This window comes from Chromobacterium alkanivorans, assembly GCF_016937655.1.
Classification (GTDB): Bacteria; Pseudomonadota; Gammaproteobacteria; order Burkholderiales; family Chromobacteriaceae; genus Chromobacterium; species Chromobacterium alkanivorans.
This window is the reverse complement of record NZ_JAFHKL010000005.1, coordinates 114,622-140,968: the sequence shown is the minus strand read 5'-3', so window position 1 is coordinate 140,968 and position 26,347 is coordinate 114,622. Positions and strand designations below refer to the sequence as shown.

At 63.8% G+C, this 26,347-nt stretch carries 30 protein-coding genes; 13 read left to right on the top strand and 17 right to left on the bottom strand.

Going from position 1 to position 26,347, the window contains the following annotated elements; all coding sequences use genetic code 11:
- Positions 1–41: 41 nt before the first annotated feature.
- The 3 genes from JW897_RS10690 to JW897_RS10680 all read right to left on the bottom strand — a co-directional run bounded on the left by JW897_RS10690 (position 42) and on the right by JW897_RS10680 (position 2,144).
- Entirely contained in the window at positions 42–632 is a 591-nt protein-coding gene (locus JW897_RS10690; RefSeq protein WP_205466059.1) for a porin family protein, read from the bottom strand.
- Positions 633–1,023: 391 nt separating this feature from the next.
- Complete coding sequence (locus JW897_RS10685; RefSeq protein WP_205466058.1) at positions 1,024–1,338, bottom strand: hypothetical protein; 315 nt, start codon at positions 1,336–1,338, stop codon at positions 1,024–1,026.
- Positions 1,339–1,889: 551 nt separating this feature from the next.
- The gene (locus tag JW897_RS10680) at positions 1,890–2,144 is read right to left on the bottom strand and encodes a hypothetical protein (protein WP_205466057.1); all 255 of its coding nucleotides are present in this window, start codon (positions 2,142–2,144) and stop codon (positions 1,890–1,892) included.
- A gap of 326 nt (positions 2,145–2,470) precedes the next feature.
- Between JW897_RS10680 and JW897_RS10675 the strand changes: the two genes are divergently transcribed.
- A complete protein-coding gene (locus tag JW897_RS10675; RefSeq protein ID WP_205466056.1) occupies positions 2,471–2,869 on the top strand; it encodes an SRPBCC family protein in 399 nt (132 codons plus the stop codon).
- 10 nt (positions 2,870–2,879) lie between these two features.
- On the opposite strand, the gene JW897_RS10670 is transcribed toward JW897_RS10675, so the two are convergent.
- From JW897_RS10670 to JW897_RS10655, 4 genes are all read right to left on the bottom strand, one after another.
- The gene (locus JW897_RS10670) at positions 2,880–4,589 is read right to left on the bottom strand and encodes a cation:proton antiporter domain-containing protein (RefSeq protein ID WP_205466055.1); all 1,710 of its coding nucleotides are present in this window, start codon (positions 4,587–4,589) and stop codon (positions 2,880–2,882) included.
- A gap of 280 nt (positions 4,590–4,869) precedes the next feature.
- Positions 4,870–5,829: a GGDEF domain-containing protein gene (locus JW897_RS10665; RefSeq protein WP_205466054.1), complete on the bottom strand. Its 960-nt coding sequence runs from the start codon at positions 5,827–5,829 to the stop codon at positions 4,870–4,872.
- Between the two features lie 104 nt (positions 5,830–5,933).
- A complete protein-coding gene (locus JW897_RS10660) occupies positions 5,934–7,055 on the bottom strand; it encodes a DmpA family aminopeptidase (protein ID WP_205466053.1) in 1,122 nt (373 codons plus the stop codon).
- Between the two features lie 2 nt (positions 7,056–7,057).
- Positions 7,058–8,428, bottom strand: coding sequence for an APC family permease (locus JW897_RS10655; protein WP_205466052.1), 1,371 nt, complete (start codon positions 8,426–8,428; stop codon positions 7,058–7,060).
- Between the two features lie 117 nt (positions 8,429–8,545).
- Between JW897_RS10655 and JW897_RS10650 the strand changes: the two genes are divergently transcribed.
- Positions 8,546–9,337: a helix-turn-helix transcriptional regulator gene (locus tag JW897_RS10650; protein ID WP_205466051.1), complete on the top strand. Its 792-nt coding sequence runs from the start codon at positions 8,546–8,548 to the stop codon at positions 9,335–9,337.
- Positions 9,338–9,344: 7 nt separating this feature from the next.
- On the opposite strand, the gene JW897_RS10645 is transcribed toward JW897_RS10650, so the two are convergent.
- The 5 genes from JW897_RS10645 to JW897_RS10625 all read right to left on the bottom strand — a co-directional run bounded on the left by JW897_RS10645 (position 9,345) and on the right by JW897_RS10625 (position 13,175).
- On the bottom strand, positions 9,345–10,121 hold the full coding sequence (locus JW897_RS10645) for a transporter substrate-binding domain-containing protein (RefSeq protein WP_275899864.1): 777 nt from the start codon (positions 10,119–10,121) through the stop codon (positions 9,345–9,347).
- Positions 10,122–10,197: 76 nt separating this feature from the next.
- Positions 10,198–10,875, bottom strand: coding sequence for a hypothetical protein (locus JW897_RS10640; protein WP_053077404.1), 678 nt, complete (start codon positions 10,873–10,875; stop codon positions 10,198–10,200).
- Between the two features lie 86 nt (positions 10,876–10,961).
- Complete coding sequence (locus JW897_RS10635; RefSeq protein WP_205466050.1) at positions 10,962–11,765, bottom strand: substrate-binding periplasmic protein; 804 nt, start codon at positions 11,763–11,765, stop codon at positions 10,962–10,964.
- 64 nt (positions 11,766–11,829) lie between these two features.
- A complete protein-coding gene (locus JW897_RS10630; protein WP_048414793.1) occupies positions 11,830–12,351 on the bottom strand; it encodes a cupin domain-containing protein in 522 nt (173 codons plus the stop codon).
- A gap of 71 nt (positions 12,352–12,422) precedes the next feature.
- Positions 12,423–13,175: a copper homeostasis protein CutC gene (locus JW897_RS10625; RefSeq protein ID WP_205466049.1), complete on the bottom strand. Its 753-nt coding sequence runs from the start codon at positions 13,173–13,175 to the stop codon at positions 12,423–12,425.
- Positions 13,176–13,272: 97 nt separating this feature from the next.
- Between JW897_RS10625 and JW897_RS10620 the strand changes: the two genes are divergently transcribed.
- Positions 13,273–13,761, top strand: a complete 489-nt coding sequence (locus tag JW897_RS10620; RefSeq protein ID WP_048414795.1) for a MaoC family dehydratase — start codon at positions 13,273–13,275, stop codon at positions 13,759–13,761.
- Between the two features lie 15 nt (positions 13,762–13,776).
- Here the strand turns inward: JW897_RS10620 and JW897_RS10615 are convergent, their stop codons facing one another.
- Both JW897_RS10615 and JW897_RS10610 read right to left on the bottom strand, forming a co-directional pair.
- A complete protein-coding gene (locus tag JW897_RS10615) occupies positions 13,777–14,727 on the bottom strand; it encodes a GMP reductase (protein ID WP_205466048.1) in 951 nt (316 codons plus the stop codon).
- A 188-nt stretch (positions 14,728–14,915) separates the two neighbouring features.
- Positions 14,916–15,563 carry a ParA family protein gene (locus JW897_RS10610; protein ID WP_048414797.1) on the bottom strand — a complete coding sequence of 216 codons (648 nt, stop codon included), beginning with the start codon at positions 15,561–15,563 and terminating at the stop codon, positions 14,916–14,918.
- A gap of 103 nt (positions 15,564–15,666) precedes the next feature.
- Here JW897_RS10610 and JW897_RS10605 point away from each other — a divergent pair, with 103 nt between their 5' ends.
- The gene (locus JW897_RS10605) at positions 15,667–16,329 is read left to right on the top strand and encodes an HAD family hydrolase (RefSeq protein ID WP_048414798.1); all 663 of its coding nucleotides are present in this window, start codon (positions 15,667–15,669) and stop codon (positions 16,327–16,329) included.
- Between the two features lie 90 nt (positions 16,330–16,419).
- On the opposite strand, the gene JW897_RS10600 is transcribed toward JW897_RS10605, so the two are convergent.
- Positions 16,420–17,349, bottom strand: coding sequence for an exopolyphosphatase (locus JW897_RS10600; protein ID WP_048414799.1), 930 nt, complete (start codon positions 17,347–17,349; stop codon positions 16,420–16,422).
- Positions 17,350–17,407: 58 nt separating this feature from the next.
- Positions 17,408–17,995 (bottom strand): IMPACT family protein, encoded by a 588-nt coding sequence (locus JW897_RS10595; protein ID WP_205466047.1) that lies wholly within the window; start codon positions 17,993–17,995, stop codon positions 17,408–17,410.
- Between the two features lie 116 nt (positions 17,996–18,111).
- On the opposite strand from JW897_RS10595, the gene JW897_RS24520 reads away from it, so the two are divergent.
- The 9 genes from JW897_RS24520 to JW897_RS10555 all read left to right on the top strand — a co-directional run bounded on the left by JW897_RS24520 (position 18,112) and on the right by JW897_RS10555 (position 24,507).
- Entirely contained in the window at positions 18,112–18,240 is a 129-nt protein-coding gene (locus JW897_RS24520; RefSeq protein WP_255360658.1) for a hypothetical protein, read from the top strand.
- Between the two features lie 151 nt (positions 18,241–18,391).
- On the top strand, positions 18,392–18,826 hold the full coding sequence (locus tag JW897_RS10590) for an NfeD family protein (RefSeq protein ID WP_053077406.1): 435 nt from the start codon (positions 18,392–18,394) through the stop codon (positions 18,824–18,826).
- Positions 18,827–18,831: 5 nt separating this feature from the next.
- Positions 18,832–19,776: an SPFH domain-containing protein gene (locus JW897_RS10585; RefSeq protein ID WP_048414801.1), complete on the top strand. Its 945-nt coding sequence runs from the start codon at positions 18,832–18,834 to the stop codon at positions 19,774–19,776.
- A gap of 122 nt (positions 19,777–19,898) precedes the next feature.
- Entirely contained in the window at positions 19,899–20,432 is a 534-nt protein-coding gene (locus JW897_RS10580) for a septation protein A (RefSeq protein WP_048414802.1), read from the top strand.
- A complete protein-coding gene (locus tag JW897_RS10575; protein WP_048414803.1) occupies positions 20,432–20,734 on the top strand; it encodes a YciI family protein in 303 nt (100 codons plus the stop codon). The genes JW897_RS10580 and JW897_RS10575 overlap by 1 nt, the downstream gene beginning before the upstream one ends.
- Complete coding sequence (locus tag JW897_RS10570) at positions 20,731–20,997, top strand: BolA family protein (RefSeq protein WP_048414804.1); 267 nt, start codon at positions 20,731–20,733, stop codon at positions 20,995–20,997. Before JW897_RS10575 ends, JW897_RS10570 begins: the two co-directional genes overlap by 4 nt.
- A gap of 25 nt (positions 20,998–21,022) precedes the next feature.
- Complete coding sequence (locus JW897_RS10565) at positions 21,023–21,811, top strand: peptidylprolyl isomerase (RefSeq protein WP_048414805.1); 789 nt, start codon at positions 21,023–21,025, stop codon at positions 21,809–21,811.
- A 26-nt stretch (positions 21,812–21,837) separates the two neighbouring features.
- Entirely contained in the window at positions 21,838–22,620 is a 783-nt protein-coding gene (locus JW897_RS10560; RefSeq protein ID WP_205466046.1) for a peptidylprolyl isomerase, read from the top strand.
- A 255-nt stretch (positions 22,621–22,875) separates the two neighbouring features.
- Positions 22,876–24,507, top strand: a complete 1,632-nt coding sequence (locus JW897_RS10555; protein WP_053077407.1) for a methyl-accepting chemotaxis protein — start codon at positions 22,876–22,878, stop codon at positions 24,505–24,507.
- A gap of 227 nt (positions 24,508–24,734) precedes the next feature.
- Here JW897_RS10555 and JW897_RS10550 read toward each other — a convergent pair whose 3' ends face one another.
- On the bottom strand, positions 24,735–26,285 hold the full coding sequence (locus JW897_RS10550; protein WP_205466045.1) for an APC family permease: 1,551 nt from the start codon (positions 26,283–26,285) through the stop codon (positions 24,735–24,737).
- Between the last annotated feature and the right edge of the window lie 62 nt (positions 26,286–26,347).

The following is a 26,347-nucleotide window of genomic DNA, read 5'->3' as shown; positions in this document are numbered from 1 at the left end:
TACAACATCAAGAAGCCCTCCAAAATGGAGGGCGAACCAAATTAGAACTTGTAGCTTACACCAAGCTTGAATAGATTGGTGCCCGATGTCACATCCTTACTATCCTCACTCATGGAGTTCATCGCACTCTTGATATACTCGTACTCACCACGCAGGGCAAAGTTTTTTGTGACCGCATAGCTAGCACCAATGCCAATACCAGGCAATACTTTACTTCTACTGGCGCTGAAACTGGATCCGTCGGCTTCGACTTTCAATGTGCCATGTACGTTGTTAAGGCTGACTTTGCCAAAAAGTTCAACATCTTCTGACACTGGCAGAATCCCAACCAAAGCCAGTCTCTCAGCATGCATCGGTATCGAGAAGTTTGCTTTCCCGTCTCGCCCGGTAGCAGAGGATTTCATCTTGCCTAAGTCGAGATATGACAGTTCCGTCGCAAAGTAGGAGCCGAAGCGGTAGCCGGCTCCGAGCTCCCAGATACCTCCTGCGCTTTTACTGTCAGAGATGCCTTCATGGCTTTTCATCTTTTCCGAGTTGTAGCCCAGATTACCAAAAACATATGCACCACTCTCAGCCGCATGAGCGGCAACTGCGGACATACTCAGAATGGATGCAATGATGATTTTTTTCATTTTTAACCTACTGGTTGGGGAATGGGCATTCATTTTCACCAGAATATTTCAAACGTTTGTATTACATCTGTCGCGCGACTAGCCAAGTTCCGTAACAGGGTGTAAATATTTGTTTACAAAACACACTTAGCATAAGTTGATTGCATAAAATCACATTGGAAACATCCATTAAACCCATGAAAAATAGAGCAATTAATCGAGACACCTAAGCTAAGTGCACTTCAGAATCCCTGCGTATTGCTATTGCACACCCAAGAATCCTGCCACAACGCTTGAGTGTGCTGTCGACATCTGTGCCAATCGTCACCCGCTGCCAACCCTCATTAAGAAAAAACAGCTCCGCGAACCAAAGTTCGCGAAGCTGTTGTTTCAGATTGAAAACAGGAAAAGCTTACAAATTACTGCATTGCCCCGTCACGCCGCTGCGCCAAGATTTGCCACCTGCATTTTTGCAGTTATGCGCATGTTGGTGATTGCCAATGACCTTCCCTGTGCAGTTCTTTGCAGAGAAGCACTGCCCCGGTTTTCTTGGCTGAATTTGATTGACTAGAGCGTCCACTGTATTGCTGGCATTGTTGCTGGCTTGTTGCGTGGCGGAGGCGACTTCCTGAGTGTTGGAAGACCCAGCCGGAGATGCGCTGACCAAGGAAGAAGCCAGCAAAAGGGCGGCGGCAAAAGGAAGAGTCAGAATATTAATAGCCTTCACAATTAAACTCCTTTAAACGTGCTGGAAAATGCAAAATCAGCAAGTTTCCATAGTGACAATAAAATTAAGGCAATAGGAATACCTTGAGGCGATTGCCTAGATACTCGCACAAACCTTGATTAATACAGTCAAAACACAACTGATATTGATAATCAAGTCAACACCAATGCGGCCGCACACTTTAAGGACTGACTGTCATGCCCTCAGTTCTCAATTTTTGTTAGGTATTATTCACATTCTTTTGTGATTATTTGAAATGGGTTAACCCTACTTGCTAGAACATAGCAGAAAATAATCTTCAGCCTATTAGGCGGTCAGGGGTTTTGTTAGCGGACTAAAGCAATTAATCCATATTCAAACCGCCGAACACACTGCTGACAGCGTGAATTGGCTGATCATGCCGGCTAATCAAATCACACAAAAACAATCTGAATTAAAAGCAATGTAAAAACCTGCCCGCTGTCAGTCCGAATCTCACCGCCTCCGTCCAAATCAAAAGCCCGGACATATCACCCGGGCCTTTGCCTTTTTCGCCCCGCGTCCGGGGCCATCTACCTGGCGGTGTTGCCCTGCATCGAAGCGATCAGCAACTGCAGCCGCTCATACGCGCATTCCACGCCATACCTCGCCTCCAGCAAGCTCCACAGCACCTGCGGGGACAAGGCGATGACGAATGGCGTTTGGCGCGGCGGCTGACGGGACATCTCTTGGCGCAGCGCCTCGGGCAATTGTTTGAAGTGGGATTGGGCGGCACGAATATGCCTGAGGGCGCGACGCGCCTCGCGTAGGGTGTCGATCTTGGCCATGGCGGCCTCCTAGTAGCATTTTGGATTTCGCCCTTTTTGAGAGGGCGGCCGGGTGCTCAAAACCGCTACTAGTCGGCGGGCGTATTCCCCTTGCGGGTATTGTATTAGCCGCACACCCGGCCATGGACGCGCATTGTCCCACAACTGGGAGTTTGCCAAAACCATGGACGCAAAAAAACCGCGAGTCTTACGGGTGCGGTAGCCGCTAGTAGTATTAGGTGTTTTGAGCACCGGAAACGACCATAGCCCGTTGGCGCGAAGCATGTCAACGGCACATGGTCCGCCGTCGACTACACTCAAGTAGCATCGCCGTATTGGAGAACCCCATGTCCACGCCGCCACGCCATCTCAGCGTCAGTATTGCCTGCCCTTTCGCCCGCGCCTACGCCTTGCTGGCGCCGCCGGAAAACTTCCCGCGCTGGGCGTCCGGCCTGGCCGGGGCCTTGCGCCGCGACGACGACGGCTGGCTGGCGGACACGCCTCAAGGCGTGATGCCCTTGCGCTTTTCGCCGCCCAACGACTACGGCGTGCTGGATCACTGGGTGTCGCCGCCCGGTCAGACGGAGATCTACGTCCCCTTGCGCCTGCTGGCGCGCGACGAGGGTTGCGAGCTACTATTGACCTTGTTCCGTCAGCCCGGCGTCGACGACGCGCAATTCGAGGCCGACGCCGACTGGGTGGCGCGCGACCTGGCCGCGGCCAAAGCCTGGCTGGAGCGGGTCTGAGCCGCGACGCTCAGTGCGCCGCCTGCGCCGCTTCGGCGGCGAAGCAGTGCAACACGTGCCGGCCGATGCTGCCGGCCAACTCCTCGTCGGCCAGGAACACCGCCCCCAGCCCTTCCCCGCGCAACAGCTCCGCCTCTTCGGCGTTGCGCGCGCGCAGCGCGATGCGCAGCTCGGGGTTCAGCGTGCGCGCCACCTCCACCATCTGCCGCAGATTCAGAGCGTCCGAGGTGGTCACCGCCAGCACCGAGGCGTTGACGATGTGGGCCTGGATCAGCACGCCCGGCTCGGCGGCGTCGCCGGTCACCGCCGCCCGGCCCTGATTGCGCAGCGTTTCCACCAGTTCGCGGTTGTGGTCCACCACCACAAAGGGCACCCGATTGCGCTCCAGTTCCGCCGCCACGCCGCGGCCGATGCGGCCGTAGCCCACCAGCACCACCTGGCCTTCCAGGTATTTGCGCTCGGTGCTCATCGGCAGCTCGGCGTAGGGATCGGGCCGGCGCTCCAGGCTGCGCGCCCATTCGGAACGCGCCAGCAGCCAGCCACGCAAGGGCTCCAGCAAGGCGAACAACAGCGGATTGAGGGCAATGGAGATCAAGGCGCTGGCCAGCACCAGGCTCATGCCCTGCGCCGACAGCAGGCCCAGCGTCACGCCCAGGCCAGCCAGGATGAAGGAGAATTCGCCGATCTGCGCCAGGCTGGCGGCGATGGTCAGCGCGGTGGTCAAGGGATAGCGGTAGAGGATGACCAGGATCAGCGCGGCCAGGGTTTTGCCCAGCATGATGACGGCCACCGCGCTCAGCACCATCAGCGGCTGCTCCAGCAGAATCGCCGGATCGAACAACATGCCCACCGACACGAAGAACAGCACCGAGAACGCGTCGCGCAGCGGCAGCGATTCGCGGGCGGCGCGGTGGCTGAACTCGGACTCGCGCATCATCATGCCGGCGAAGAAAGCGCCCAGCGCGAAGGAGACGTTGAACAGATAGGCGGCGCCGAAGGCGATGCCGATGGCCGCCGCCGTCACCGCCAGCGTGAACAGCTCGCGCGATCCGGTCTTGGCCACCCGCCACAGCAGCCACGGCAGCAGGCGCCGGCCGGCAATCAGCATCAAGGCGATGAAGGCGGCCACCTGCAGCAAGGTCAACATGATGGTCTGCCACAGCGGCGCGGCGTTGGCGGCGGCGGGCGCGCCGCTCAGCAGCGCGGCCAACGGCGGCATCAATACCAGCACCAGCACGCAGGCCAGGTCCTCCACCACCAGCCAGCCCACGGCAATGCGGCCGTTGATGGTGTCCAGAATGCCGCGCACTTCCAGCGCCTTGAGCAGCACCACGGTGCTGGCGCAGGACAGCGACAGGCCGAAGATCAAGCCGCTGGACCAGCTCCAGCCCCAACACCAGGCGATGAACAAGGCCAAGCCGGTGGCGGCGCTCATCTGCACGATGGCGCCCGGCACGGCGATGCGCTTGACCGACAACAGGTCTTTCATCGAAAAGTGCAGGCCGACGCCGAACATCAGCAGCATCACGCCGATTTCCGACAGCTGCGCGGCAATCTTCATATCGGCGACGAAACCCGGCGTGGCTGGGCCGATGACGATGCCGGCCAGTAGATAGCCCACCAGCGCCGGAATGCGCATCCGCTCGCAGAGCAGGCCCAGAATCAGGGACAGGCCGAGGCCCGCCGCGATGGTGGTAATCAAGGAAACATCATGGACCATGGCGGCCGCCTCCCTTGCTTAGAACCTGTTTACGATCTGCTGTGCGTCGGCGGGATGAGTAGAAAGGGGCGTTGAAAACTGCGTTGAAATGCTCGGGGTGCATTCCGCTTTCTCAGTTGTCTTCGCCTTGTCTCGCCCCAACTCGCAAGGCTTTGAACAGGCCCTTGGCCATTATTCGGAACGCATGAAATGCGCAGTCTGTTTTCAGACTAGAGAGGCATGAAAAGTGAAAGTTCCGCCGTAAACATCACGCGGGCGTCCGTGAGACGCCCGTGCGCGGCTACCTTTTGGCGGCCTTGATCGAATACATCAGCTCGTCGCCCTCCGCCAGCAAGGCCTCGATGGAGAAATGGCGCTCCGCGTCCAGCTCCACGATGCCGTCGGAAAACGCCAGTTGGTAAGGCTGGCCGGAGCCGGCGTTATAGGCGTCCAGATGACGCGAGAACTTGGCCACCGCCGCATGAGCCCGCTCATGCTCAACCTCGGACAACAACACCACGAACTCGTCTCCGCCCAGCCGCGCCAGCAAGTCCGCCGAGCGGAAAGAGCTTCGCATCAGCTCGGCGAAAGTCGCCAGCGCCTGGTCGCCGGCGGCGTGGCCGAAGCAATCGTTGATCGCCTTGAATTTGTCCAGATCGAGGAAGGCCAGGCTGACCGGCAGGTTTTGCCGCGCGCAGAAATTAAGGCTGTACTGCGCCAGCAGCCGGAAGCCGCGCCGGTTGGAAATGCCGGTCAGTTCATCGGTGGTGGCGGCCTGGAAGGCGATCAGCTCCGCCTCCACCATGCGCGCCAGATCGTGCAAGGCCTGCGCGTCGTCGTGATCGAACTCGCGCGGCTGGACGTCGATCACGCACAGGGTGCCCACCTTGGCGCCGTTGGCGGCATGCAGCGGGCAGCCGGCGTAAAAACGGATATGCGGCGCGCCCGTCACCAGCGGGTTATCGGCGAAGCGCTCGTCCGCCAGCGCGTCCGGGATGTAGAAGATGTCGTCGCCCAGGATGGCGTGGCCGCAGAAGGAGATGTCGCGCCCGGTCTCCGACGCCGCCAGGCCGACGCAGGATTTGAACCACTGGCGGTTTTCATCCACCAGGCTGACCAGGGCGATGGGCACCCGGAACAAGCGTTTGGCCATCCGGGTCAGGCGGTCGAAACGCTCCTCCGCCGCGGTGTCCAGCACGCCGAGCGCGCGCAAGGTCGCCAAGCGCTGCGGTTCGTCCGCCGGAATGTCCGGTGTATTCATGTCCGCCTCCTGCTGTCTGTCCGCCGCCCGCGCGGCTTTCCGTGTAATGATAATAGCATTATACGGCGCAAACAAAGCGCCGAAAGCCGCGCGCGCGCCGCCGTCTAACGCGGACGCCAGCCGCTTTCGCGCAAGGCGCTCAGCAGGCGGTTGGCGTCCAGCCCGCGCGCCGCGTGACCAAGGTTGCCGCTCAGGTCTCCGGCCGCCAGCAAGGCGTTGACGATGGCCTCTTCCACCGCTTCCGCCGCCGCCTCGAACAAGGGCGAGAGATGGTCCGCATTCACCATCTCCACCGCGCAGGTCAGCGCTCCCTTGCCGGCGTAATCGGTCATCGGCAGGCCCTGATTGCCGGTGGCGAAGGCCACGAAGATGTCGCCGCTGGAATCCTCGGTGCCGCCGCCGGTGCGGGCGATGCCGATGCCGGCGCGCTGCGCCAGCCGCCGGCATTGATCCGGCAGCAAGGGCGCGTCGGTGGCCAGCACCGCCACGATGGAGCCCATGCCGGGCTGCGGCAGCCGCCCGGTCTCAAACGGCGAGGGAATCTCCGCGCAACTCAGGCGGCGGCCCACCGGATAGCCCTCCACCAGCAAGGAGCCGCGCTTGCCGTGGTTGGCCTGCACCAGCGCGCCCACGATCCAGCCGCCCGCCTCCGCCGGCAGCCGCCGCGAGGCGGTGCCGATGCCGCCCTTGAACTCGTGGCAGATCATGCCGCTGCCGCCGCCCACGCTGCCCTCGGCCGGCAAGCCGCCGCTGGCCGCTCTTTGCGCGGCGCGCGCATGCTCCGCCGTCACGTGGAAGCCGTTGATGTCGTTGAGCAGGCCGTCGAAGGTTTCCAGCACCACCGGCATGGTCCAATACAGCTGCGGCTCGCCGGCCACCGCCTCGCGTTCGCCGGCGATCAAGGCGTCGCGCACTACGCCCACGCTGTGGGTGTTGGTCAGCGCTATCGGCGTGCTCAGCACGCCGGCCTCGCGCAGCCACTCCAGGCCGCTGGCGTCGCCGTTGCCGTTCAGCACATGCACGCCGGCAAAGCACGGCGTGCGCCGCGCCAGTCCCGGCCGCGGCTCGACTACCGTGACCCCGGTGCGCGCGCGGCGGCCGTCGTCGAAATCCGCCCAGGCGGCGGCGTGCCCCACCCGCACGCCGGGCACGTCCGTAATCGCGTTCAGGGGGCCGGGCTCGCCCTGGCCGATGCGAATGCCCAAGGTTCTGGCTCTGGACTGCATGATCATCTCTCCTTTTGTTCATCAACAATCAAGATCTTGCCCGGCGGCCGCTGCGCGGCCAGCAAGGCGCCGGCCAGCGCGATGCCGCCGATGATCCACCAATCGCGCGCCGGCGCGTCCCGCAGCACCGCCCATAATAGGGAGAGGCTGCCCGCAGCCGCCAGCAAGGGCGGCCACGGCCAGCCGGGCATGCGGTAAGGATGAGGATGCCGGCCCAGCCGGCTGCGCAAGGCCGCCAGCGCCAGCAACAGGTAGTTCAGCATCAGGATGATCACGGTGAAGGACGCCAGATCATCCAGGCTGGAATGAAAGGTCAGCAAGGCGGACGGGATGGCCAGCGCCAGCGTGGCCACCCAGGGCGTGCCGAAGCGCGGATGGATGCGCTTCAGCGCCCGGCTGGCCGGCGCCGGCCACAGGCCGTCTCGCCCGCTGGAGTACAAAAAGCGGCCGCTCTGCACCACGATGGCGATGATGGCGTTGAACACCGAGAGAAAGATGCCGCCGCTGATCACCCGCGCCAGCGCCGGGCGGCTCAAATGGCTGAGCACGTAGTTGATCGGATCCGCCTGCCGGCTCATCTCCGCCAGCGACGGCGCGCCCAGAATCAAGGCGGTCACCGGTATCAACTCCACCAGCACCACGATGGCCAGCGCCGCCAGCACCGCCTTCGCCACCGGCCGGCCGCTTTCGCGCATGTCCTCGGCGAAATACACCGCCCCGCCAAAGCCGTTGTAAGCGAACACCGCCGTCCCCACCATGGCGGCTATCGTCGCGGCGGGCACCGCGGCCAGACCGCCGTCGGCCGCCGCCTTCACCGGCTGCCACAGCACCGCGGCCGGCTGCCGCGCCTCGCTGAAGCCCAGCCAGGCGATCAAGGCCAGAGCGGCCAGCTCCAGCAACAGGAAGGAGCCGGTCAGCCAGGCGTTCAGCTTGATGTCCAGCACCGCGATGCCGAAGCACAGCACGATCATTGCCAGCGCCACCTCGGCGCCGTCCAGCCGGGTGCCCAGCGCGGAGTTCAGATAGGGCGCGGCGCCGGTGGCCAGCACCGCGGGGATGAACAGCAGCAGACACAGAATCAGCAGATACATCTGCAGGCTGAGCGCGCGGCCGAACACCCTATCGATGATCACGTACTCGCCGCCTGCGTTGGGATGGGCCGCGCCCAGCTCGGCGTAACACAGCGCGAACGCGACGGCCAGCGCCGCCGCCAGCGCAAAGGCCAGAAAGGCGCCGCTGCCGGCGCCTTGCAGCGCGAACGGCGCGATCACGAAAATGGAACTGGCCGGCGTCACGCCGGACACGGTGATCAGCACCACGTCGGTCACGCTCAATGAACGGCGCAGCCCGGGGCCGGCCTTGGATGTGCTCATGCTCTCGTCTCCTCTTATTGTGCGGCGCCTTGTAGTCAGACGCGTGGGAGACAGTGTATTTTGACGCGGGAAGGTGCCCAATCACCGTGATGGGTTACCCCAAGCGGGGATTGCCGGATGGAAGCTTTGTTGAAGGAATTGCCGTTGCACCATCATCTGGCGCAGCTGATGGCGCAGATCGGTCTGCCCGGGTTCTGGCGCCAGCTGGTCTTGCTGCTGCGCGGCAGCGTGCCGCTGGACAATGCGCTGGCCGCTTGCTACCACGCGGACGCGCCGCCGCAGATTCTGGAGGAATGCGATTTTCAGCACCAGGCCGCGGCGTCGCCGATGGCGCTTTACTGCCAGGGCCTGTATCTGCTGGACCCCTTCTATCAATACGCGCAGCGGCCTTTCGCCGACGGCCTCCACCACTTGCCCGACATCGCGCCGGATCACTTCCGCCAGAGCGAATACTTCCAGCGCTATATGAGCGGCGAGGTTGGCGTGGACGAGGTCCAACTGCTGCTGCGCGTCGCCCCCGACCAGGTCTTGTCATTGTCGCTGGGCAAGGCGAACGAGTTCGAGCCGACCGACATCGGCAAGCTGCGCGTGATGCAGCCCTGGCTGCTGTCCGCGATGCGGCGCCACTGGCAGCTGAGCTCCGCGCCCACGCCGCCATCGCAGCGCTTGTCCGACCAGCTGACGCAGACGCTGAGTCGTTTCGGCCACGGCAAGCTGTCCGAACGCGAAGCCGAGGTGGCGCGGCTGACGCTGTGCGGCCTGTCCAGCAAGGCGATTGCCCAGCAATTGGTCATTTCGCCGGAGACGGTCAAGGTCCACCGCCGCAATCTGTATCTGAAGCTCGGCGTGGCCAGCCACGCCGAGCTGTTCAATTGCTATATCGAGCAACTGCGAGGCAGCGAAGCCTAGGTCAGACTCATTTCCCCAGCCACTTGGCCGACAGGCCGGCGAATTCGCCGTTTTGCAGGCTCTGGCTCAGCCATTGGTCCACCCAGGCTTTCCAGCGCCAGTCGTTGGGCAGCAGATAGGCTTTTTGCGAAAAGTCGAACGGCTTGTCCGGGTGCACCGCGCACAGTTCCGGATGCAGTTTCTGCTGATAACGGGTTTCCACCGCGTCGGTCACCATCAGATCCGCCTTGCCGTCTATGATCTGCCGGAAAATGGTGACGTTGTCCGGATGCACGGTCAGCGTGGCCGCCGGCAGCCGGGCACGGGCGAACTTTTCATTGGTGCCGCCCGGGTTGACGATCAGTTTGACCTGGGGCTGGTTGATCTGGGCGATGGTCTGGAAGCGCTGCGCGTTTTCGCAGCGGGTGATCGGCGTTTTGCCGTCGTTCAGATAAGGCAGCGAGTACAGCGCCCGCTTCTGCCGCTCCAGATTGATGGACACCCCGCTCATCGCGATGTCGAACTTGCCGGCCGCGTGGTCGCGCATCAGCGTCGGCCAGCTGGTGGCCACCAGTTCCAGCTTGACGCCCAGCGCCCGCGCCAGGCTTTCGGCCATGTCGATGTCCAGACCGCGGTATGCGCCGCTGGCCGGGTCCCGTTCGCTGAACGGCCGGTAGTCGCCGGTGGTGCCCACTCGCACGCTGCCGCGTTGCAGGATATCGTCCAAGCGGTCCGCCAGCGCCGGCTGGCCCGCAATCAGGCCGCCCAACAGCAGGCAGCCCAGCATGGTTTTTTTCTTCATCATGGTTGGTTTTTTCTTTTGATGTTTGCGTAATGGGCGCTGCCAGCGCCCGGCTCGCAAGACGCCGCTCAGCGCGGTCTCAATAAGCCAGCGGGAAGGCGAAGACCTCGCGCTGATAGGTTTCCACCACCACGCTGAACGGCGCGTTGTCGCTGCCGCGGTAAAGCACCGCGCGGTGTTGCAGCACTTGCTGCGCGATGTCCAGGCCGGCGGCGGCGGTCTCTTTGTCCGCGGGCTTCATTTCCCAGCCCGCCGGCAACGGCGACCACAGCAGCTTGACCTCCTCGGTCTGCCGGCGGAAATTCAGCGCCGCCACCGCGCGGCCGAACGGCACGTCGCTGCTGTCCAGCTGACGGTTCATCTCCTCGCTCAGTTTGGACGGCAAATACCAGTTGTCGGCCTCGGACAGCACATGCTCGCCGCAGGCCAGTTGCACCCGCCGGTAGGCAATGCGCTCGCCCGGCCGCGCCTGCAGCTGGGCGCGCACTTCCGGGCTGGCGTCCTTGTGGTCCGCCGGATTGCGCAAGGCGCGGATTTGCGCCGGAGACGCCATCCGGTGATCGGCGCACCACTGCTGCAAGGTGCGGGTGGCGCTGCTATTGCTCAGCAAGGTGGCGTTCAAGGTCTGCAGCAAGGCCAGCGCCTTGACGCGGGTGTCGCGGCCGTCCTGCCAGCCGGGATAGGACCAGGCCTCCGCCAAGGCCGGGGCGGCGGCCAGCCATAAACAGCCGGCGGCCAAAAGCGTTTTTTTATGCATTGGGATTCCTAAGACAATCAAGGAGTCGAAAATAATAAAGCAAAAGCTTTAATTTTGATAGCAAGCAGTCGCTGAATATTCTGTTTTCATTTGTGCCCCGTACCCGCGGCCTCGCGGTGCAGCCCGGCCGCCCGCTGCAGGGCGAGAAAAGCCGGCGATTCCCGTTGCCGCTCCAGCTCCGTCCAGATCCTGCCCGGCAAGCCCGGCTCGCGGTGCGCCAGCTGACGCGACAACATCAGGAAATAAGGCTTTTCCTCCAAGGGCAGCCGGCAGCGCTCTATCGCCTCCGCCAGCTCCGGATGCTCGCGCAGAATCTGCTCCGCGCGCGGCGTCTGCAAGGCCGCGCCGCTCAGGCGCCGCAGGCGCAGCATCTGCAGGATGGCCAATGGGTCGCGGTTGCTGTCGTCTATCTCCACCTGCTGCTTACGCAGAAAGGCGCCGATGGAGAAATCGGTCTGCACGCCTATCGGCGCCATGCCGCTGGACAGCCGCGCGCCGTCCCAGTCCACCGTGGTGCCCTTGAGCCGGTACAAGGAATAGCTGGAGCTGTGCAGGCGCTGGCTGACGTCCGGCGCGCCGCCCGGCAACATGGGGTACAAGCCCCATTGCGAACGCTCCGGCACGAAGCTGGCGGCGAAGGCGCCGTCCATCTTGCCTTGGCGCAGCATATTGATGCAGCGCCGCCACGGCATCGGATGCAGGAACAACTCCCGCTTCAACGCGCCCTGCAGTTGCTTGATCAACTGAATGTCCAGCCCGCCGCCGCGACCGTCCAGCCAGGGGTAGGAAACCTGATCCTCGTAGCAGAGCAGCAAGGGCTCCGCCGCCGCGCCCAGCGACCAGACCAACGCCAACACCGCCGCCGCGCGGCTCAATGCCCGCCTCTTCATTGCCTTGTCCATGGATGAACGATGGTTCCGTTATCGCTCATGCCGCCGTCGCATGCCAAGCCGCCTATTTCCGGGCCAGCGCCTGCTCCCGCTCCAGCATGTCGAAGATGCCGGGGCGCGCCGGCTCCCCGTCGTAATACGGCGCGCTCTCCAGCCGCCCCACCTGCTTCAGATGGCGGACCAGCACCTTGCCGCTGTCCGGATAGACGCAGACCTCGTGCGGGTCGTTGACGCCGATGCCGAGGTAAACCAAGTCTTGATCGAAAGGATTGGCGATCTGATGCGCGACGCCGGTGCCGGCCGGACAGGAAATGCAGTCGCCGGGTCCGATTTCCTGCAGGCTGTCGCCCAGGCGCAGCACGCCGCGTCCGGACAGCACATAGAAGATTTCATCCTCGCGGGCATGGGCGTGGAAGGGACAACCGGCGCGCCCCGGCGGCAGCCGGGTCAGATTGGCGCCCAGCCGGCCGGGCAAGGCGTCCAGCGCCGGCGTCAGCGGCTGGTAGCTGCCGCCCCACCCTTCTCCCTCCCGGTAGTCCACGGCTTCCACCTGGTCGATATTGACCACATGCGACGGCTTGCTCATTCTGCGCTCCTCATGACCCGCGGCCGGAAAATGCCAGAATCATCCTGCAAATCCGGCCCGCCCGACAAGCGTCAATCGAGTCCGCGCAGCAAATCCGTCATCATCCGTACGGTTTCGACACAGCTTTCCCGCCTGTCGTACTCGTCCATGCCCGCCGTCCCCATGCTGACCCCGGCCTGGCGATGACGCATCGCGCTGGCCACCTTGACGCTGGCCGAGGCGTGAAATTCGCGGCACCCCGTCGCGCGCGCCAGTTCGGCCAGATTGTCCGGCCGCACGCCGCAACCCGGCATCAGAATCAGCCGCGCCCCCGCCTGGCGGCGCAAACGGTTGATCAGGGCCGCGCCTTCCAGCGCGTCCGGCGCCTGGCCGGAGGTCAACACGCGCCGGCAACCGCTGGCGATGACTTGCTCCAGCGCCTGTTCGGGATCTCGCGCCATGTCGAAGGCGCGGTGAAAAGTGCAGCTCATCGACCCGGCCAACTGGACCAGCTCGCGGCTGCGCTCCACGTCCACGTCGCCGTCCGCGGTCAGCAGGCCCAGCACCACGCCGTCCGCCCCCAGTTCGCGGCAGGCCAGCACGTCGCGGCGCATCACTTCGAACTCGTCGTCGGAATACAGGAAATCGCCGCCGCGCGGACGCACGATCACATGCAGGCCGATGTCCAGCCGCTGCCGCGCCAGCGCGATCATGCCCGGCGACGGCGTGACGCCGCCGGTTTCCAGGCTGGCGCACAACTCCACCCTGGCCGCGCCGCCCTGCGCGGCGGCCAGGCAGGACGCCAGCGAGCCGGCGCACACTTCCAACTGTCTATCTTGCGACAAAATATTCCCCTTGCTCGGCTGAATGCCTTGCGGATTTTGACCCGTTTCGCCGGCCGCGTTAAGCTGCGCGCTCGAGATGACGCAAACGTAAGTCGATATGCTCTATTTTGAAGATTTGAAAGCGGGACAACTGTTCCACAGCCCCACCCACGTGCTGAGCGAGGAAGAACTGATCGGCTTCGCCCGCCAGTACGATCCGCAATACTTCCATACCGACCCGCAAAGCGCCGCGGACAGCCTGTTCGGCGGCCTGGCCGCCAGCGGCTGGCAGACCAGCAGTCTGAGCATGCGGCTGGTGACCCAGACCGAGCTGGGGAAAATGGCCAACGGCTTGATCGGCATGCAGATCGACAAGATGCGTTGGCCCCAGCCCACCCGCGCCGGCGACGCCTTGCGCGTCACCGTTGAGGTGCTGGACAAGCGCCGCTCCAACAGCCAGCCCGGCTTCGGCGTGGTGAAGGTGCGCTGGACCACCCTCAATCAGCGCGACGAGGTGGCGATGCAGCTGGAGTGCGCGATCTGGGCGCAATGCCGCGCCCAGCCGCAAGAGGAAGCGCCGCGTCCAGCGGCGGCGCAGCACGCCTGAGCCGCGTGGTCAGGCTCAGCGGCGAACCTGGATCAGTTCGGCGCTGCGCAAAGCTTCCAGGGTGTTGCCGCCGGCGTAGCTGATGGACGACTGCAGGTCTTCCTTCAGTTCGCGCAGCAGCTTGCCGATGCTGCCCTTGTACTCCACCAGGATTTTCTTGCCTTCCACGTTGACGTAGGCGCCCTTGTTGAACTGCGAAGCGCTGCCGAAGTATTCCTTGTAGTGCTTGCCGCTGATCTCGACGATCTCGCCGGCGGATTCGTCGTAGCCGGCGAACAGCGAGCCCGCCATGACCATGCTGGCGCCGCAGGCCAGCGCCTTGGCGATGTCGCCGTGCTCGACGATGCCGCCGTCGGCGATCACCGGCACTTTGACCGCGGCCACGCAGTCCTGCACCGTGGAAATCATCGGCCGGTGGAAGCCGGTCTTGTTCTTGGTGATGCAGACGCGGCCGCCGGCGATGCCGGCCTTGATCGCGTCGCAGCCCCAGCTTTCAAGGTCGCGCGCGGCCTCGGCGGTGGCGATGTTGCCGCCGATCAGGAAGGTGTTCGGGAACTGCTGCTTGATGTGCTTGATCATGCGCTCGGCCTTCACGCACCAGGCGTTGGCGATGTCCAGCGTCATGTATTCAGGGGTGAGTCCCGCTTGCTTGAGCGCGGCCAGCTGTTCCAGCGTGTCTTCGTTGACGCCGACGCTGATGGAGGCGAACAGGCCTTTTTCCTGCATTTCGCGGGTGAAGGCCACCGCGTCCACATTGAAGCGGTGCATGGTGTAGAACCAGTTCCGAGCGGCGAAGAGCTCGCTGCTCTCGGCGCAGACCACCGACTTCATGTTCGACGCGTAGACCGGCATGTCGAAACGGCGCGGACCGAATTGCACCGAGGTGTCGCATTCCTTGCGGCTGTCCACCACGGTTTTTTTCGGCACCAGATAAACGTCGCCGTAATTGAGTTCTGTCTTGATCATGCGTGTGCTCCCAAAGCGGAAATAGAGTCAAAAAACAAGGGGCCCCAAACATAAACGGGAGCCCCGACGGCTCCCGTTTACAGTGCCCCCTGCGACGCCTCGCTTGGCTCGCACGCACTTACCGGCACACCTTACGCCGCCGGTTTCTTCACGTCAAGCTATTTTATTTCGGATCAAGACAAAACATTTCACTTGTCGCACCAGCTTTCTTCTTCCTCGCCCAGCCAATTGAGCAGCGGCTGCCAGGCGTCACGGTCGCGCTGGGTGCGCGACGGCGGCAGATCGAACAAGGACAGTCCGCTGGACGCCGCCTGCACGTAAAGCTGGGTGTCGCGCAGCCAGGTCAGCACCGGCACTTCGTGATCCGCCAGGAATTTCTCCAGTTCGCGCGCGGAGCGGGTGCGCGGGTCCACCCGCATCCCCACCACCGCCATGAAGGCCTTGTTCTTGCGGATGGCCTTCTCTTCCAGCAGCTGCTCGAAAAAAGCCTCGCTCGCCCACATGTCGAACGGCGACGGCTGGATGGGCACCAGGATGCGTCCCACCCGGGACACCAGGGCCGCCAGCTTCTTGCCGTGCAGGCCGGCCGCGCTGTCCAGCACCACCACCTCGGTGCCCTTGGGCGGCCGCGCCGTCTCGCCGGCCTTGACCTCCCAGCCGGCGATGGACGGCAGCGCCGCGTCACGCTGCGCCAGCCAGCCCAGCGAGGATTGCTGCCGGTCCACGTCGCCCAGCATCACGCGCTTGCCGCGCGCGGCGTAATAGCCGGCCAGATTGGTCGCCAAGGTCGATTTGCCGCTGCCGCCCTTGGGGTTGGCCACCAATACCGATTGCACATCCGCCTCCTCTGCCGTTTGCGATGGCCCACTATACCAGAGGGGGAGCGCTTGCCGCAGCCGGGCTATAGGGGTAAGGTCGAAGCCCGGAAAAGGAGCCCGCATGCCGCAAAACTATGACGCCATCCTGTTCGACATGGACGGCCTGATGATAGACACCGAAAGAATTTCCATGGAGTCCTGGCGCCGCGCCGCCGATGAGCTGGACATGACGCTCAGCGATCAGCTGCTGCTGGACATGGTGGGCCTGTCCATGCGCCGCTGCACCGAATTCCTCAGCGAGAGGCTGGGCAGCCAGGACGAGGCCGTCGCGCTGCAAAACGTGGGTCGCCGCCATTACTGGCAGATGCTGGAGCATGAGGAGATTCCGCTGAAGACCGGCATCGAGGCCTTGCTGGACTGGGTCGACGCGCAAGCGCTGCCGCGCGCGGTGGCCACCTCCACCCAGCGCCAGCTGGCCGACATCAAGCTGGGCCGCACCGGGCTCTCGCGGTATTTCGACACCGTGGTGGCCGGCGACGAAGTGGCCCACACCAAGCCGGCGCCGGACGTCTACCTGGCCGCCGCGCGCAAGCTGGACGTGGACCCGCTGCGCTGCGTAGTGCTGGAGGACTCGATCTACGGCCTGCACGCCGGCGTCGCGGCCGGCATGCGAGTGATCCTGGTGCCGGACCTGGTGACGCCGCCGGCGGACCAGACTCATCAAGCGCTGGCGGTGTGCCAGGACCTGCACCAGGCGCTGGAAGTGCTGCGACAGTTGGCCTGATACGAGCTGCGGCGCGTAATGAGGCGCGGTACGGCGAGTTCAGCCGCACCGCCTTGTCACGCCTTAACGGCCACAATCGTTCACGGGCTCTCAGCCGTGGCCGCGGATGCGCGCGACCAGCTCGTCGCGCACGTCCTCGGCCTGGTCGTTGCCCACCTGGCAGGTGCCGGCCGCCTCATGGCCGCCGCCGCCGTATTGCAGCATCAGCGCGCCCACATTGGTGCGCGAAGTGCGGTTGATGATGGACTTGCCCACCGCGAACACCGTGTTCTGCCGGTTGACGCCCCACAGCTGGTGGATGGAGATATTGCAGTCCGGGAACAGCGCGTAAATCATGAAGCGGTTGGTCGGGTGGATCACCTCCTCATGCAGCAGGTTCAGCACCACCAGATTGCCGTAAACGCGGGAACAGCGCCGGATCTGCTCCTTGGCCAGCGCCTCGTGCTTCGCGTACAACTCCACGCGTTCCTGCACGTCCGGCAGCGCCAGGATCTGGTCGATGCTGTGGTCGCGGCAATAACGGATCAGGTCCAGCATCAGCTGGTAATTGCTGATTCGGAACTCCTTGAAGCGCCCCAGGCCGGTGCGCGCGTCCATCAGATAATTGAGCAGCACCCAGCCGGACGGATGCAGCACTTCCTGCAGCGTGTACTGCGCGGAGTCGGCCTTGTCCACCGCTTCCATCATCTCGTCGCTGATCTTGGGAAACGCCTGCTTGCCGCCAAAATGGTTGTACACCACCCGCGCCGCCGACGGCGCCTTGGCGTCGATCACGTAGTTGTCCGCGCTGGAATTGCGCAGGGTTTCGGAAAGATGGTGGTCGATGACCAGATGCGCCGCCGCCACGTAAGGCAGGTTGGTGGTGATGTCGTTCTCGGTGATCTCCACCTTGCCGTCCTGCATGTCCTTGGGGTGGGCGAACTTGATCTCGTTGATCAGATTCAATTCGTTGAGCAGCACCGCGCACACCAGTCCGTCGAAATCGCTGCGCGTCACCAGGCGATATTGCTGTTGCGACATGAGTTCCCTCTCTCCCGCTTGAAGGGCCGGCGCGGCCCCGCCCGCGCCGTACGGCGCCTCAGTCGACCGGCGACACCTCCAGCGCGCCGGCCATCCCGTCCGTCAACGCCGCCAGCAGGGCCTCCGCCTCGGCGAGCGGCAGGCTCAGCCTCAAGCTCACCCGTTCGCCGTAACGGGGCGCCGACACCGGCACGCCCAACTCCTGGCACAAATGGCGCAACCGCGCCTCGCCGGCGAAATCCACCGTCGCCTCGTAATCGCCGCGCGGCACCACCGCCACCAGGCTGGCCGCGTCCATCGCGGCGTTGACAGCTTGAGTGTAGGCTCTGACCAGGCCGCCCGCACCCAATTTTATTCCGCCGAAATAACGCACCACCACCGCCAGCACATCGCAGACGTCCTTGTGCCGCAGCACGTTGTACATCGGCCGCGCCGCGGTGCCGGAAGGCTCGCCGTCGTCGTCCAGCATGGAGTCCGCGCCGCACAGCAGCACCGCGCAGTAATGACGCGCGTCCGGCCACTGGGCGCGGATCTCCGCCAGCCGCGCCAGCGCCTCTTCCCGGCTGCTGACCGGCTGCACGATGCCGATGAAACGGCTCTTCTTGATTTCAACCTCGGCCTGCGCCGACGCTTGCAAATGGAACATTCCGTCCCTCTGACTGTCCGAAGGGGTGGATTGTACCCCATAGCCGGCAAAGCGCCGGGGCAGGCACTACAATGAAAACGGGAATGCGCCTTGTTCACCCTTAAGGAGCCAAAGCCATGATCATCCTGCTCGTTGTGCTTGCTTCGCTGCTTGCCGTGGTCTGGTACATGCTGGACAAATTCTGGCTGGATGACGAGGAAGAGGCTCGCCTGTCCCATTATCTGCCGGACAAGGATCATGTCTAAAGAGAGGGCTTGACGTCCGCCGCACTTAGGCGAGGCGGCGTTGAACCGGATCTTGAGAGCGCGTCCGTTTTTGAGGCTCGCGCTCCCGCTCGCTTGTCATTCCGCGGCGATGGCATGAAAATGAGCGCTTCAATTTGACAAGGGCATCGTCTTGCCGCTAACCGCCATCTGGATTGCCAGCGCGCTGCTCGCGCTGATCGCCGAGTTTTTCTCCGGCACCTTTTACCTGCTGGTCGTCGCCGTCGCCATGTTGTGCGGCGGCGCCGCCGCCTGGCTGGGCGCCCCCGAAGCCAGCCAGTACGTGATCGCCAGCATCGCCGGCGTGGCCGGCGTGGCGCTGGTCTACGGCTACAAGCGCCGCCATCCGCGCACGCCTTCCCAGCCGCGCGCCGACGACCCGGACCTGGGCCAGCCGGTGCAAGTCCTCCACGCCCCCGCTTCCGGCCACCTCCGCGTGCAATACCGCGGCGCTGCCTGGGACGCCGCGTCGGTGGACGGCGCGCCGCTGGAGACCGGCGCCACCGCCTACATCGTCGGCCGCGACGGCAACCTGCTCAAAATCAGTTCAACCCAACCGGAACAATAAGACCCATGGAACTCCTGCCCCTGATCCTGCTCGTCGCCGTCATCGTTTTCGTGTTCAAGTCGCTGGCCGTGGTGCCGCAGCAGAACGCCTACATCGTGGAACGCCTCGGCCGCTATCACGGCACTCTGGCGCCCGGCCTCAACATCATCGTTCCCTTCATCGACCGCATCGCCTACAAGCACAGCCTGAAGGAAGTGCCGCTGGACGTGCCCAGCCAGGTCTGCATCACCCGCGACAACACTCAGTTGAAAGTGGACGGCATCCTCTACTTCCAGGTGACCGACGCCCAGCGCGCCTCCTACGGCACCAGCAACTTCATCATCGCCATCACCCAGCTGTCGCAAACCACGCTGCGCTCGGTGATCGGCAAGATGGAGCTGGACAAGACCTTCGAAGAGCGCGACGAGATCAACCAGACCGTGGTGGCCGCGCTGGACGAGGCCGCGGTCAACTGGGGCGTGAAAGTGCTGCGCTATGAGATCAAGGACCTGGTGCCGCCGCAAGACATCCTGCACGCGATGCAGGCCCAGATCACCGCTGAACGGGAAAAGCGCGCGCGCATCGCCCAATCCGAAGGCTTGAAGATGGAGCAGATCAACCTGGCCAACGGCGCACGCGAGGCCGCGATCCAGAAATCCCAGGGCGAGATGCAAGCCACCATCAACAACTCCGAGGGCGACAAGCAGGCCGCCATCAACAAGGCGCTGGGCGAAGCCGAGGCGCTGCGCCTGGTGGCCGACGCCACCGCCGACGCGATCAAGCGCGTGGCCAGCTCCATCCACACCGAGGGCGGGCTGGAAGCGGTCAACCTGAAAGTGGCCGAGCAATACGTGGCCGCCTTCGGCAAACTGGCCAAGGAAAACAACACCATCATCCTACCGGCCAACGTCGCCGACGTGGGCTCGCTGGTGGCCAGCGCGATGAGCGTGGTCAAACAGACCCAGCGCTGAGGCGCAGCCTTGGCAACAGGCCCGGCCGACGCGTCAACGCCGGCCGGGCCCCGCTCCCGCATTGAACTCTTCAACCCTTGCCCGGCTTGAATATCCGCCGGGCCGCCCCCATAATCGTGCGCATGAAATTCTTCACCGACCTGTTTCCCGTCGTCCTGTTCTTCGCCACTTACTGGCTGAGCCGCGACATGTTCATCGCCACCGGCGTCGCCATCGTCGCCACCACCTTGCTGGTGGGCTGGACCTGGCTGCGCCACCGCAAGGTGGACACCATGCAGTGGGTCAGCCTGGGCCTGATCGTGGTGCTGGGCGGCGCCACCCTGCTGCTGCACGACAAGCACTTCATCATGTGGAAGCCCACCGTGCTGTACTGGGTGATGGGCGCCGGCCTGCTGATCAGCGACTTCCTGGGCAAGAACGGCCTGAAGCTGATGATGGGCCAGCAGTTGCAACTGCCCGCGCCGGTCTGGCGCAAGCTGACCTGGGCCTGGGTGGGCTTCTTCGCCTTCATGGGCGCGCTCAACCTGTTCGTCGCCTATCGCTTCAGCGAAGACGTGTGGGTCAATTTCAAACTGTTTGGCGGCCTGGGCCTGATGCTGGCCTTCGTCATCGCCCAAAGCCTGTTCCTCGCCAAATACATTGAGGAAAAGAAATAATGCTTTACGCCATCATCGGCCAAGATCATGAAGACTCGCTGCCGCGCCGGCTGGAGGCCCGCCCGGCCCATCTGGCGCGCTTGCAGGCGCTGCAGGACGCCGGCCGCCTGGTGCTGGCCGGCCCCTGTCCCGCCATCGACAGCGCCAGCCCCGGCCCCGCCGGCTTCAGCGGCAGCCTGATCGTCGCGGAATTCGAATCGCTGGACGCCGCCCAAGCCTGGGCGGACGCCGATCCCTACGTGGCGGCCGGCGTCTACGCCGGCGTCAGCGTCAAACCCTTCCTCAAGGTGTTGCCGCAATGAGCGCCACGGTTGAACTGCTCAGCGCCGCCCTGCAGGCGCTGACGCCGGAACACCTGGACATCCAGGACGACAGCGCGCTGCACGCCGGCCACGCCGGCGCGCGCGACGGCGGCGGACATTACACGCTAACCATCGTCAGCGCCCGTTTTCAGGGACTGAGCCGCGTGCATCGCCACCGGCTGATCTACGAAACACTGGGCGACTTGATGCAAACCAAGGTGCACGCTCTGGCCATCAAAGCGTTCACGCCTGAAGAAATCTGACTTGATTCCATCCAAGGGGTATCCCATGAAGCTTTCCCGCATCGCCGCCGTCGCGCTGGCCGCCACCATCGCCCTGCCCGCCGCGGCGGAATCCATCGCCGTGGTCAACGGCGCCGCCATCGACAAGAAAGAGCTGGACGCCGCCGTCGCCAACATTGTGCAAAGCAGCGGCGGCAAGGCCCAGGACAATCCGGAACTGCGCGAGCAGCTGAAAACCTCCTTGATCACCCGCGAAGTGATCCTGCAGGAAGCCCGCAAGCGCCAACTGGACAAACAGCCGCAATTCGCCCAACGCCTGGACGACATCCGCAATGAAATGCTGCGCGAAGCGCTGTTCGCCGACATCGCCAAACAGGCGCCGGTGAGCGACGCCCAGATCAAGAGCGTCTACGACAAGCTCGCCGCCCAGCAGTCCGGCAGCAAGGAAGTCCACGCGCGCCAGATCACGCTGAAGAGCGAGGCCGACGCGCAGAAAGTGATCGCCGATCTGAAAAAGGGCGCCAAGTTCGACGAACTGGTGAAAACCCGCTCCATCGACCCCAACGCCAAGCAAAGCAACGGCGAAATGGGCTGGGGCAACCTCAACCGCATGGACCCGCCGCTGGCCGCCGCGCTGAAGGACATCCGCAAGGGCCAGACCAGCAGCAAGCCGTACCAGTCCCCGTTGGGCTGGCACGTGTTCAAGGTGGAAGACATTCGTGACGCCAAGCTTCCGTCGCTGGATGAGGCCAAGCCGCAAATCGGCCGCCAACTGCAAGAAGAAGCCATCGCCAAGGCAGTGGAAGACCTGCGCGCCAAGGCCAAGATCCAATAAACCAAACCTTCAGGACACCTAAGAATATGCGTAAACTCCTGCTGACCAGCGCCCTTGTAGCCGCCTTCGCCGGCAGCGCCATCGTGGTTGCCGGCCCGACCGTCAACGGCCAGGCCATCTCCGACGCCCGCATCGACGCCGTGGTCAAGATGATGGAAGCCCAAGGCCAGCCGGCCAATCCGCAAGCGCGCGACATGGTCAAGGATCAACTGGTCACCGCCGAAGTGCTGCGTCAGGAAGCCGTGAAGAAGGGTCTGGACAAGTCGCCGGAATTCGCCGCCGAACTGGCCAATATGCAAGCGATGGCGCTGGCCAACCGCCTGATCAAGGACTTTGAGAAGTCCAATGCGGTCAGCGACGCCGACCTGAAGGCCGAGTACGACAAGCTGGTGGCCAGCGTGCCGGAAACCAAGCAATACCACGCTCGCCACATCCTGGTGAAAACCGAGGCCGAAGCCAAGGCGGTGATCGACGCGCTGAAGAAGGGCAAGTCCTTCGACAAGCTGGCCAAGGAAAAATCGCAAGACCCGGGCAGCAAGGACAAGGGCGGCGATCTGGACTGGCAGGAAGCCGGCACCTTCGTGGCGCCGTTCTCCGAAGCCATGACCAAGCTGTCCAAGGGCGAAGTGACCGCCAAACCGGTGAAGACCGAGTTCGGCTGGCACGTGATCAAGCTGGACGACGCCCGCGTGCAACGCAATGTGCCGGCGCTGGACGACATCCGCCCGCAACTGACCCAGCGCATCATGGGCGGCCGCGTGGAAAAGCTGATCGCCGAGCTGAAAGCCAAGGCGCAAATCCAGAAGTAAGCCGCGAACTGCGGCAAGCCCGACGAAGCGGACCTCGGTCCGCTTTTTTCATACCCCTCGCATAAACGACGGCGCCGCGCCGCGCCCCGTCCCGCCTCGCCGCCGCCCCGCCCCATGCCCATGGTTTTTCCGCGACGGCGCAAAAACGTCTCCAAAAATTTATCCGCTGTCCTATAAGTAATTATTCACTTTTTGATCACTTCATAAATATATTAAATTGGAAGCACCACAATAAAGTCACCACGGGACAAACTGATGAAAAACCTGCGCATTGGACAAAGACTCGCCCTCGCCTTCGGCGCGCTGATCGCCCTGGTGCTGATCATGAGTGTGGTCATGCTCAACGGACTCTCCTCCATCAGCGACAGCATGGAGGACATCACCGACAACCGGCTGGAATCCTTGCTGATCGTCGCGCAGCTGGATCACCACCTGCAACAACAGCGCATCGGCGCGCGCGACCTGATCATTGAGACCGACCCGGCCAAGATGGCCGAGATCAAGGCGCAGACCGACCAGACCATCAAGGCCTTCAACAACGCTGAAAAAGCGCTGGAAGACCACTTCGCCAAATTCCCGCCGATACCGGCCACCGCCGCCCTGCTCAAAGACGTGGGCCAGGCTCAGGCCGCGCTGGACGCGCCCACGCAAAAGCTGATGGCCTTCGCGCTGGCCAACCAGAACAAAGAAGCCGAAGCCTTCATGGTCAACCAGCACCGCCCGCTGATCCACCAACTGGAACAAAAGGTGGAAGCGCTGGGCAAGGCGCTGGCGGACCGCGCCCAGGACAGCCGCAAGGACGCCGAAACCAGCGCCACCGCGGTGCGCGCCACCTCGCTGACCATCACCGCCGTCTGCCTGGCCGCGGCCGCGCTGATAGGCTGGCTGCTGACCCGCTCCATCACCCGCCCGCTGAACAGCGCGGTGGAAGCCGCGCGCGAAGTGGCCGCCGGCAATCTGCGCATCGAGCTGACGCCGGACGGCAAGGACGAGCCGGCCCAGGTCATCGCCGCGCTGGCCGATATGCGCGAACAACTGGTGAAAGCCATCGGCAACGTCCAGCAAGGCGCGGAAGAAGCCAATAGCGTGGCCAGCCAGCTGTCCGAATCCGCCGATCAGGTGCTGACCGCCTCCCACCAGCAAAGCCAGGCCGCCGCCAGCTCCGCCGCCGCGGTGGAGCAACTGACCGTCAGCATCAGCCACGTGGCCGAAGCCGCCCAGGAAGTGCGCGAACACGCGCAGACCAGCCTGGTCACCGCCAAGAACGGCACCGCCCAGCTCAGCCTGCTGATCAAGGAAGTCGACAACGTCGAAAAGGCCGTCAACGGCATCGCCGAAGCGGTGAAGAACTTCGTGGCCAACACCCGCAAGATCACCAGCATGACCAGCCAAGTGCGCGACATCGCCGACCAGACCAACCTGCTGGCGCTGAACGCCGCCATCGAAGCCGCCCGCGCCGGCGAACTGGGCCGCGGCTTCGCCGTGGTGGCCGACGAAGTGCGCGTGCTGGCCGAGCGCTCGGCCGAATCCGCCAAGGAAATCGATCAGGTCACCCACGTGCTGGGCACCCAGTCCGTGGAGCTGGAAGACGCCATCACCAGCAGCCTGGCGTCACTGAGCAGCAGCCAGTCCTTTGTCTCCACGGTGGAGAACGCCCTGCAGGAAGGCGAACAGGCGGTGGCCAAGTCCACCGACAGCACCGGCACCATCGTCAGCGCGGTGCAGGAACAGAAGCTGGCCAGCACCGAGATCGCCCAGAACATGGAGAAAGTGGCGCAGATGGCCGAGGAGAACACCGCCATCGTCAGCAATGTGGCGGACAGCTCGCGCTCGATGTCCGACATCGCCCAGAACCTGCATCAGGCGGTGCGTTTCTTCCGCATCTGAGCCGCCGGCGCTAGTCAAACATCAAAGCCGCCCTCCCGGGCGGCTTTTTCAATTGAACGCGCTCAGCCGGCCCTCAGAGCCTCAGTACGTGTTTACGATCTCGCGAGCCAAGGCGAGACAAGGCGAAAACCAGCGAAAAAGCGGAATGTACAAGTGGCACATGAGCATTTTGAGCTTGTATTCACCGTGCAACGCTCCACGACGCGCAGCAGATCGTAAGCAGGTTCTCAGATTTTTTCGTCGAAGCTGAACACCGGCGTGCCCTTCCTCAGCACCTCGCCGCGGAAAAAGGCCGGGCTCTTGCGGTACATGTACAGCATGACCAGCAAGCCCGTCAGCGCCACCGTCACGCCCAGGATGAACACCAGGCCCAGGCCGCCGATATGCGAGCCGCTGCCGAAGGCAGGGTCCATGCTGTCCAGCGTGGTGCGGATCAAGGCGACGAACAAGAGAACGCCGCCCAAGCCCGGGCACAAGCCGCGCAACAGGAAATGACGCACCGAAGTCAGCGCCTGCTTGCGGAAATACCAGACGCAGGCGAAGGCCGTCAGGCCGTAATAGAAACACACCATCATGCCCAGCGCGGTAATGGTGTCGGACAGCACGTTCTCGCTCACCACCCGCATCACCGCGTAAAACGTTGACGCCACCAGCGCGGACACCACGGTGGCGTAAGCCGGCGCCTTGAAGCGGGACTCCACCACCGCGTACCTGGCCGGCAGGGCCTGATAGTGGCCCATCGCCAGCATGGTGCGCGCCGGCGACATGAAAGTGGACTGCAGGGACGCCGCGGAGCTGGACATCACCGCCAGCGACAGCAGAATGGCCGCCGGCCCCATCACCGGCCCGGCCAGCGCGGTGAACACATTGGCGGCGATGGCCGGGTTGGCGAGGCCGGTGGCGTCGGTGCCCACGCCGGCGAAGGACACCACCGCCGCGCTGATCAGCACATAAGAGCCCACCAGCAGCACCATCACCAGCGTGGCGGCCTTGCCGGACAGATTGGCGCGCTTGTCGCCGGTGGTTTCCTCGCTAATGGTCACCACCGTGTCCCAGCCCCAATAGGCGAAGATGGACACCGCCACCCCGGCGGCGAACTGGGAAAAACTCTCCACGGCGAAGGGATTGAACCAACTCCACTCCACCGGGATGGAATACGGATGGCCGCCGTCGGCGGCGGCGCTGAACGCGGCCCAGGCGAACCAGCCCAGCACCAGCACCTGGAACGACACCAACACATACTGCACCCGCTTGGTCGATTGCAGGCCGCGACAGGAAATCCAGGTGGCCACCGCCATGAAGCTGAGGCAGGAGGCGATGTTCACCACCGTGTCGTCAGGCAGCGCCGCGATGTCCGGCCGCCCCAAGGCCTGGCCCAGCGCCAGATACATGAAGTCCACCGCCACCGCGGCGGTGTTGGACAGCACCAGCACCGTGGACACCACCAGCCCCCAGCCGGCGATCCAGCCTATCCACGGCCCAAAGGCGCGCGTGGCCCAAGTGAAGGACGTCCCGGCGTCCGGCATTTCGCGGTTCAGCTCGCGGTAGCCTATCGCCACCAACAACATGGGAATGAAACTGACGAAAAACACCGCCGGCATCTGCTTGCCCACCTGAGTGGCCGCCGGCCCCAGCGAGGCGGTCAGCGTGTACGCCGGCGCGCATACCGAAATCCCTATCACCACCAGCCCGAGAATGCCGATGGAGCCGGCGGGCAAACCCTTGGCGCTCAAGCCTCCCCCGTCCGGGGCCGGCAAAGCGTTGTCAACATTACGCATGGTGCATCTCCTTTGCTCCGGGACCGCGTCGCTACGTCGGCCCTCGCCTTGTTGTCTTTATG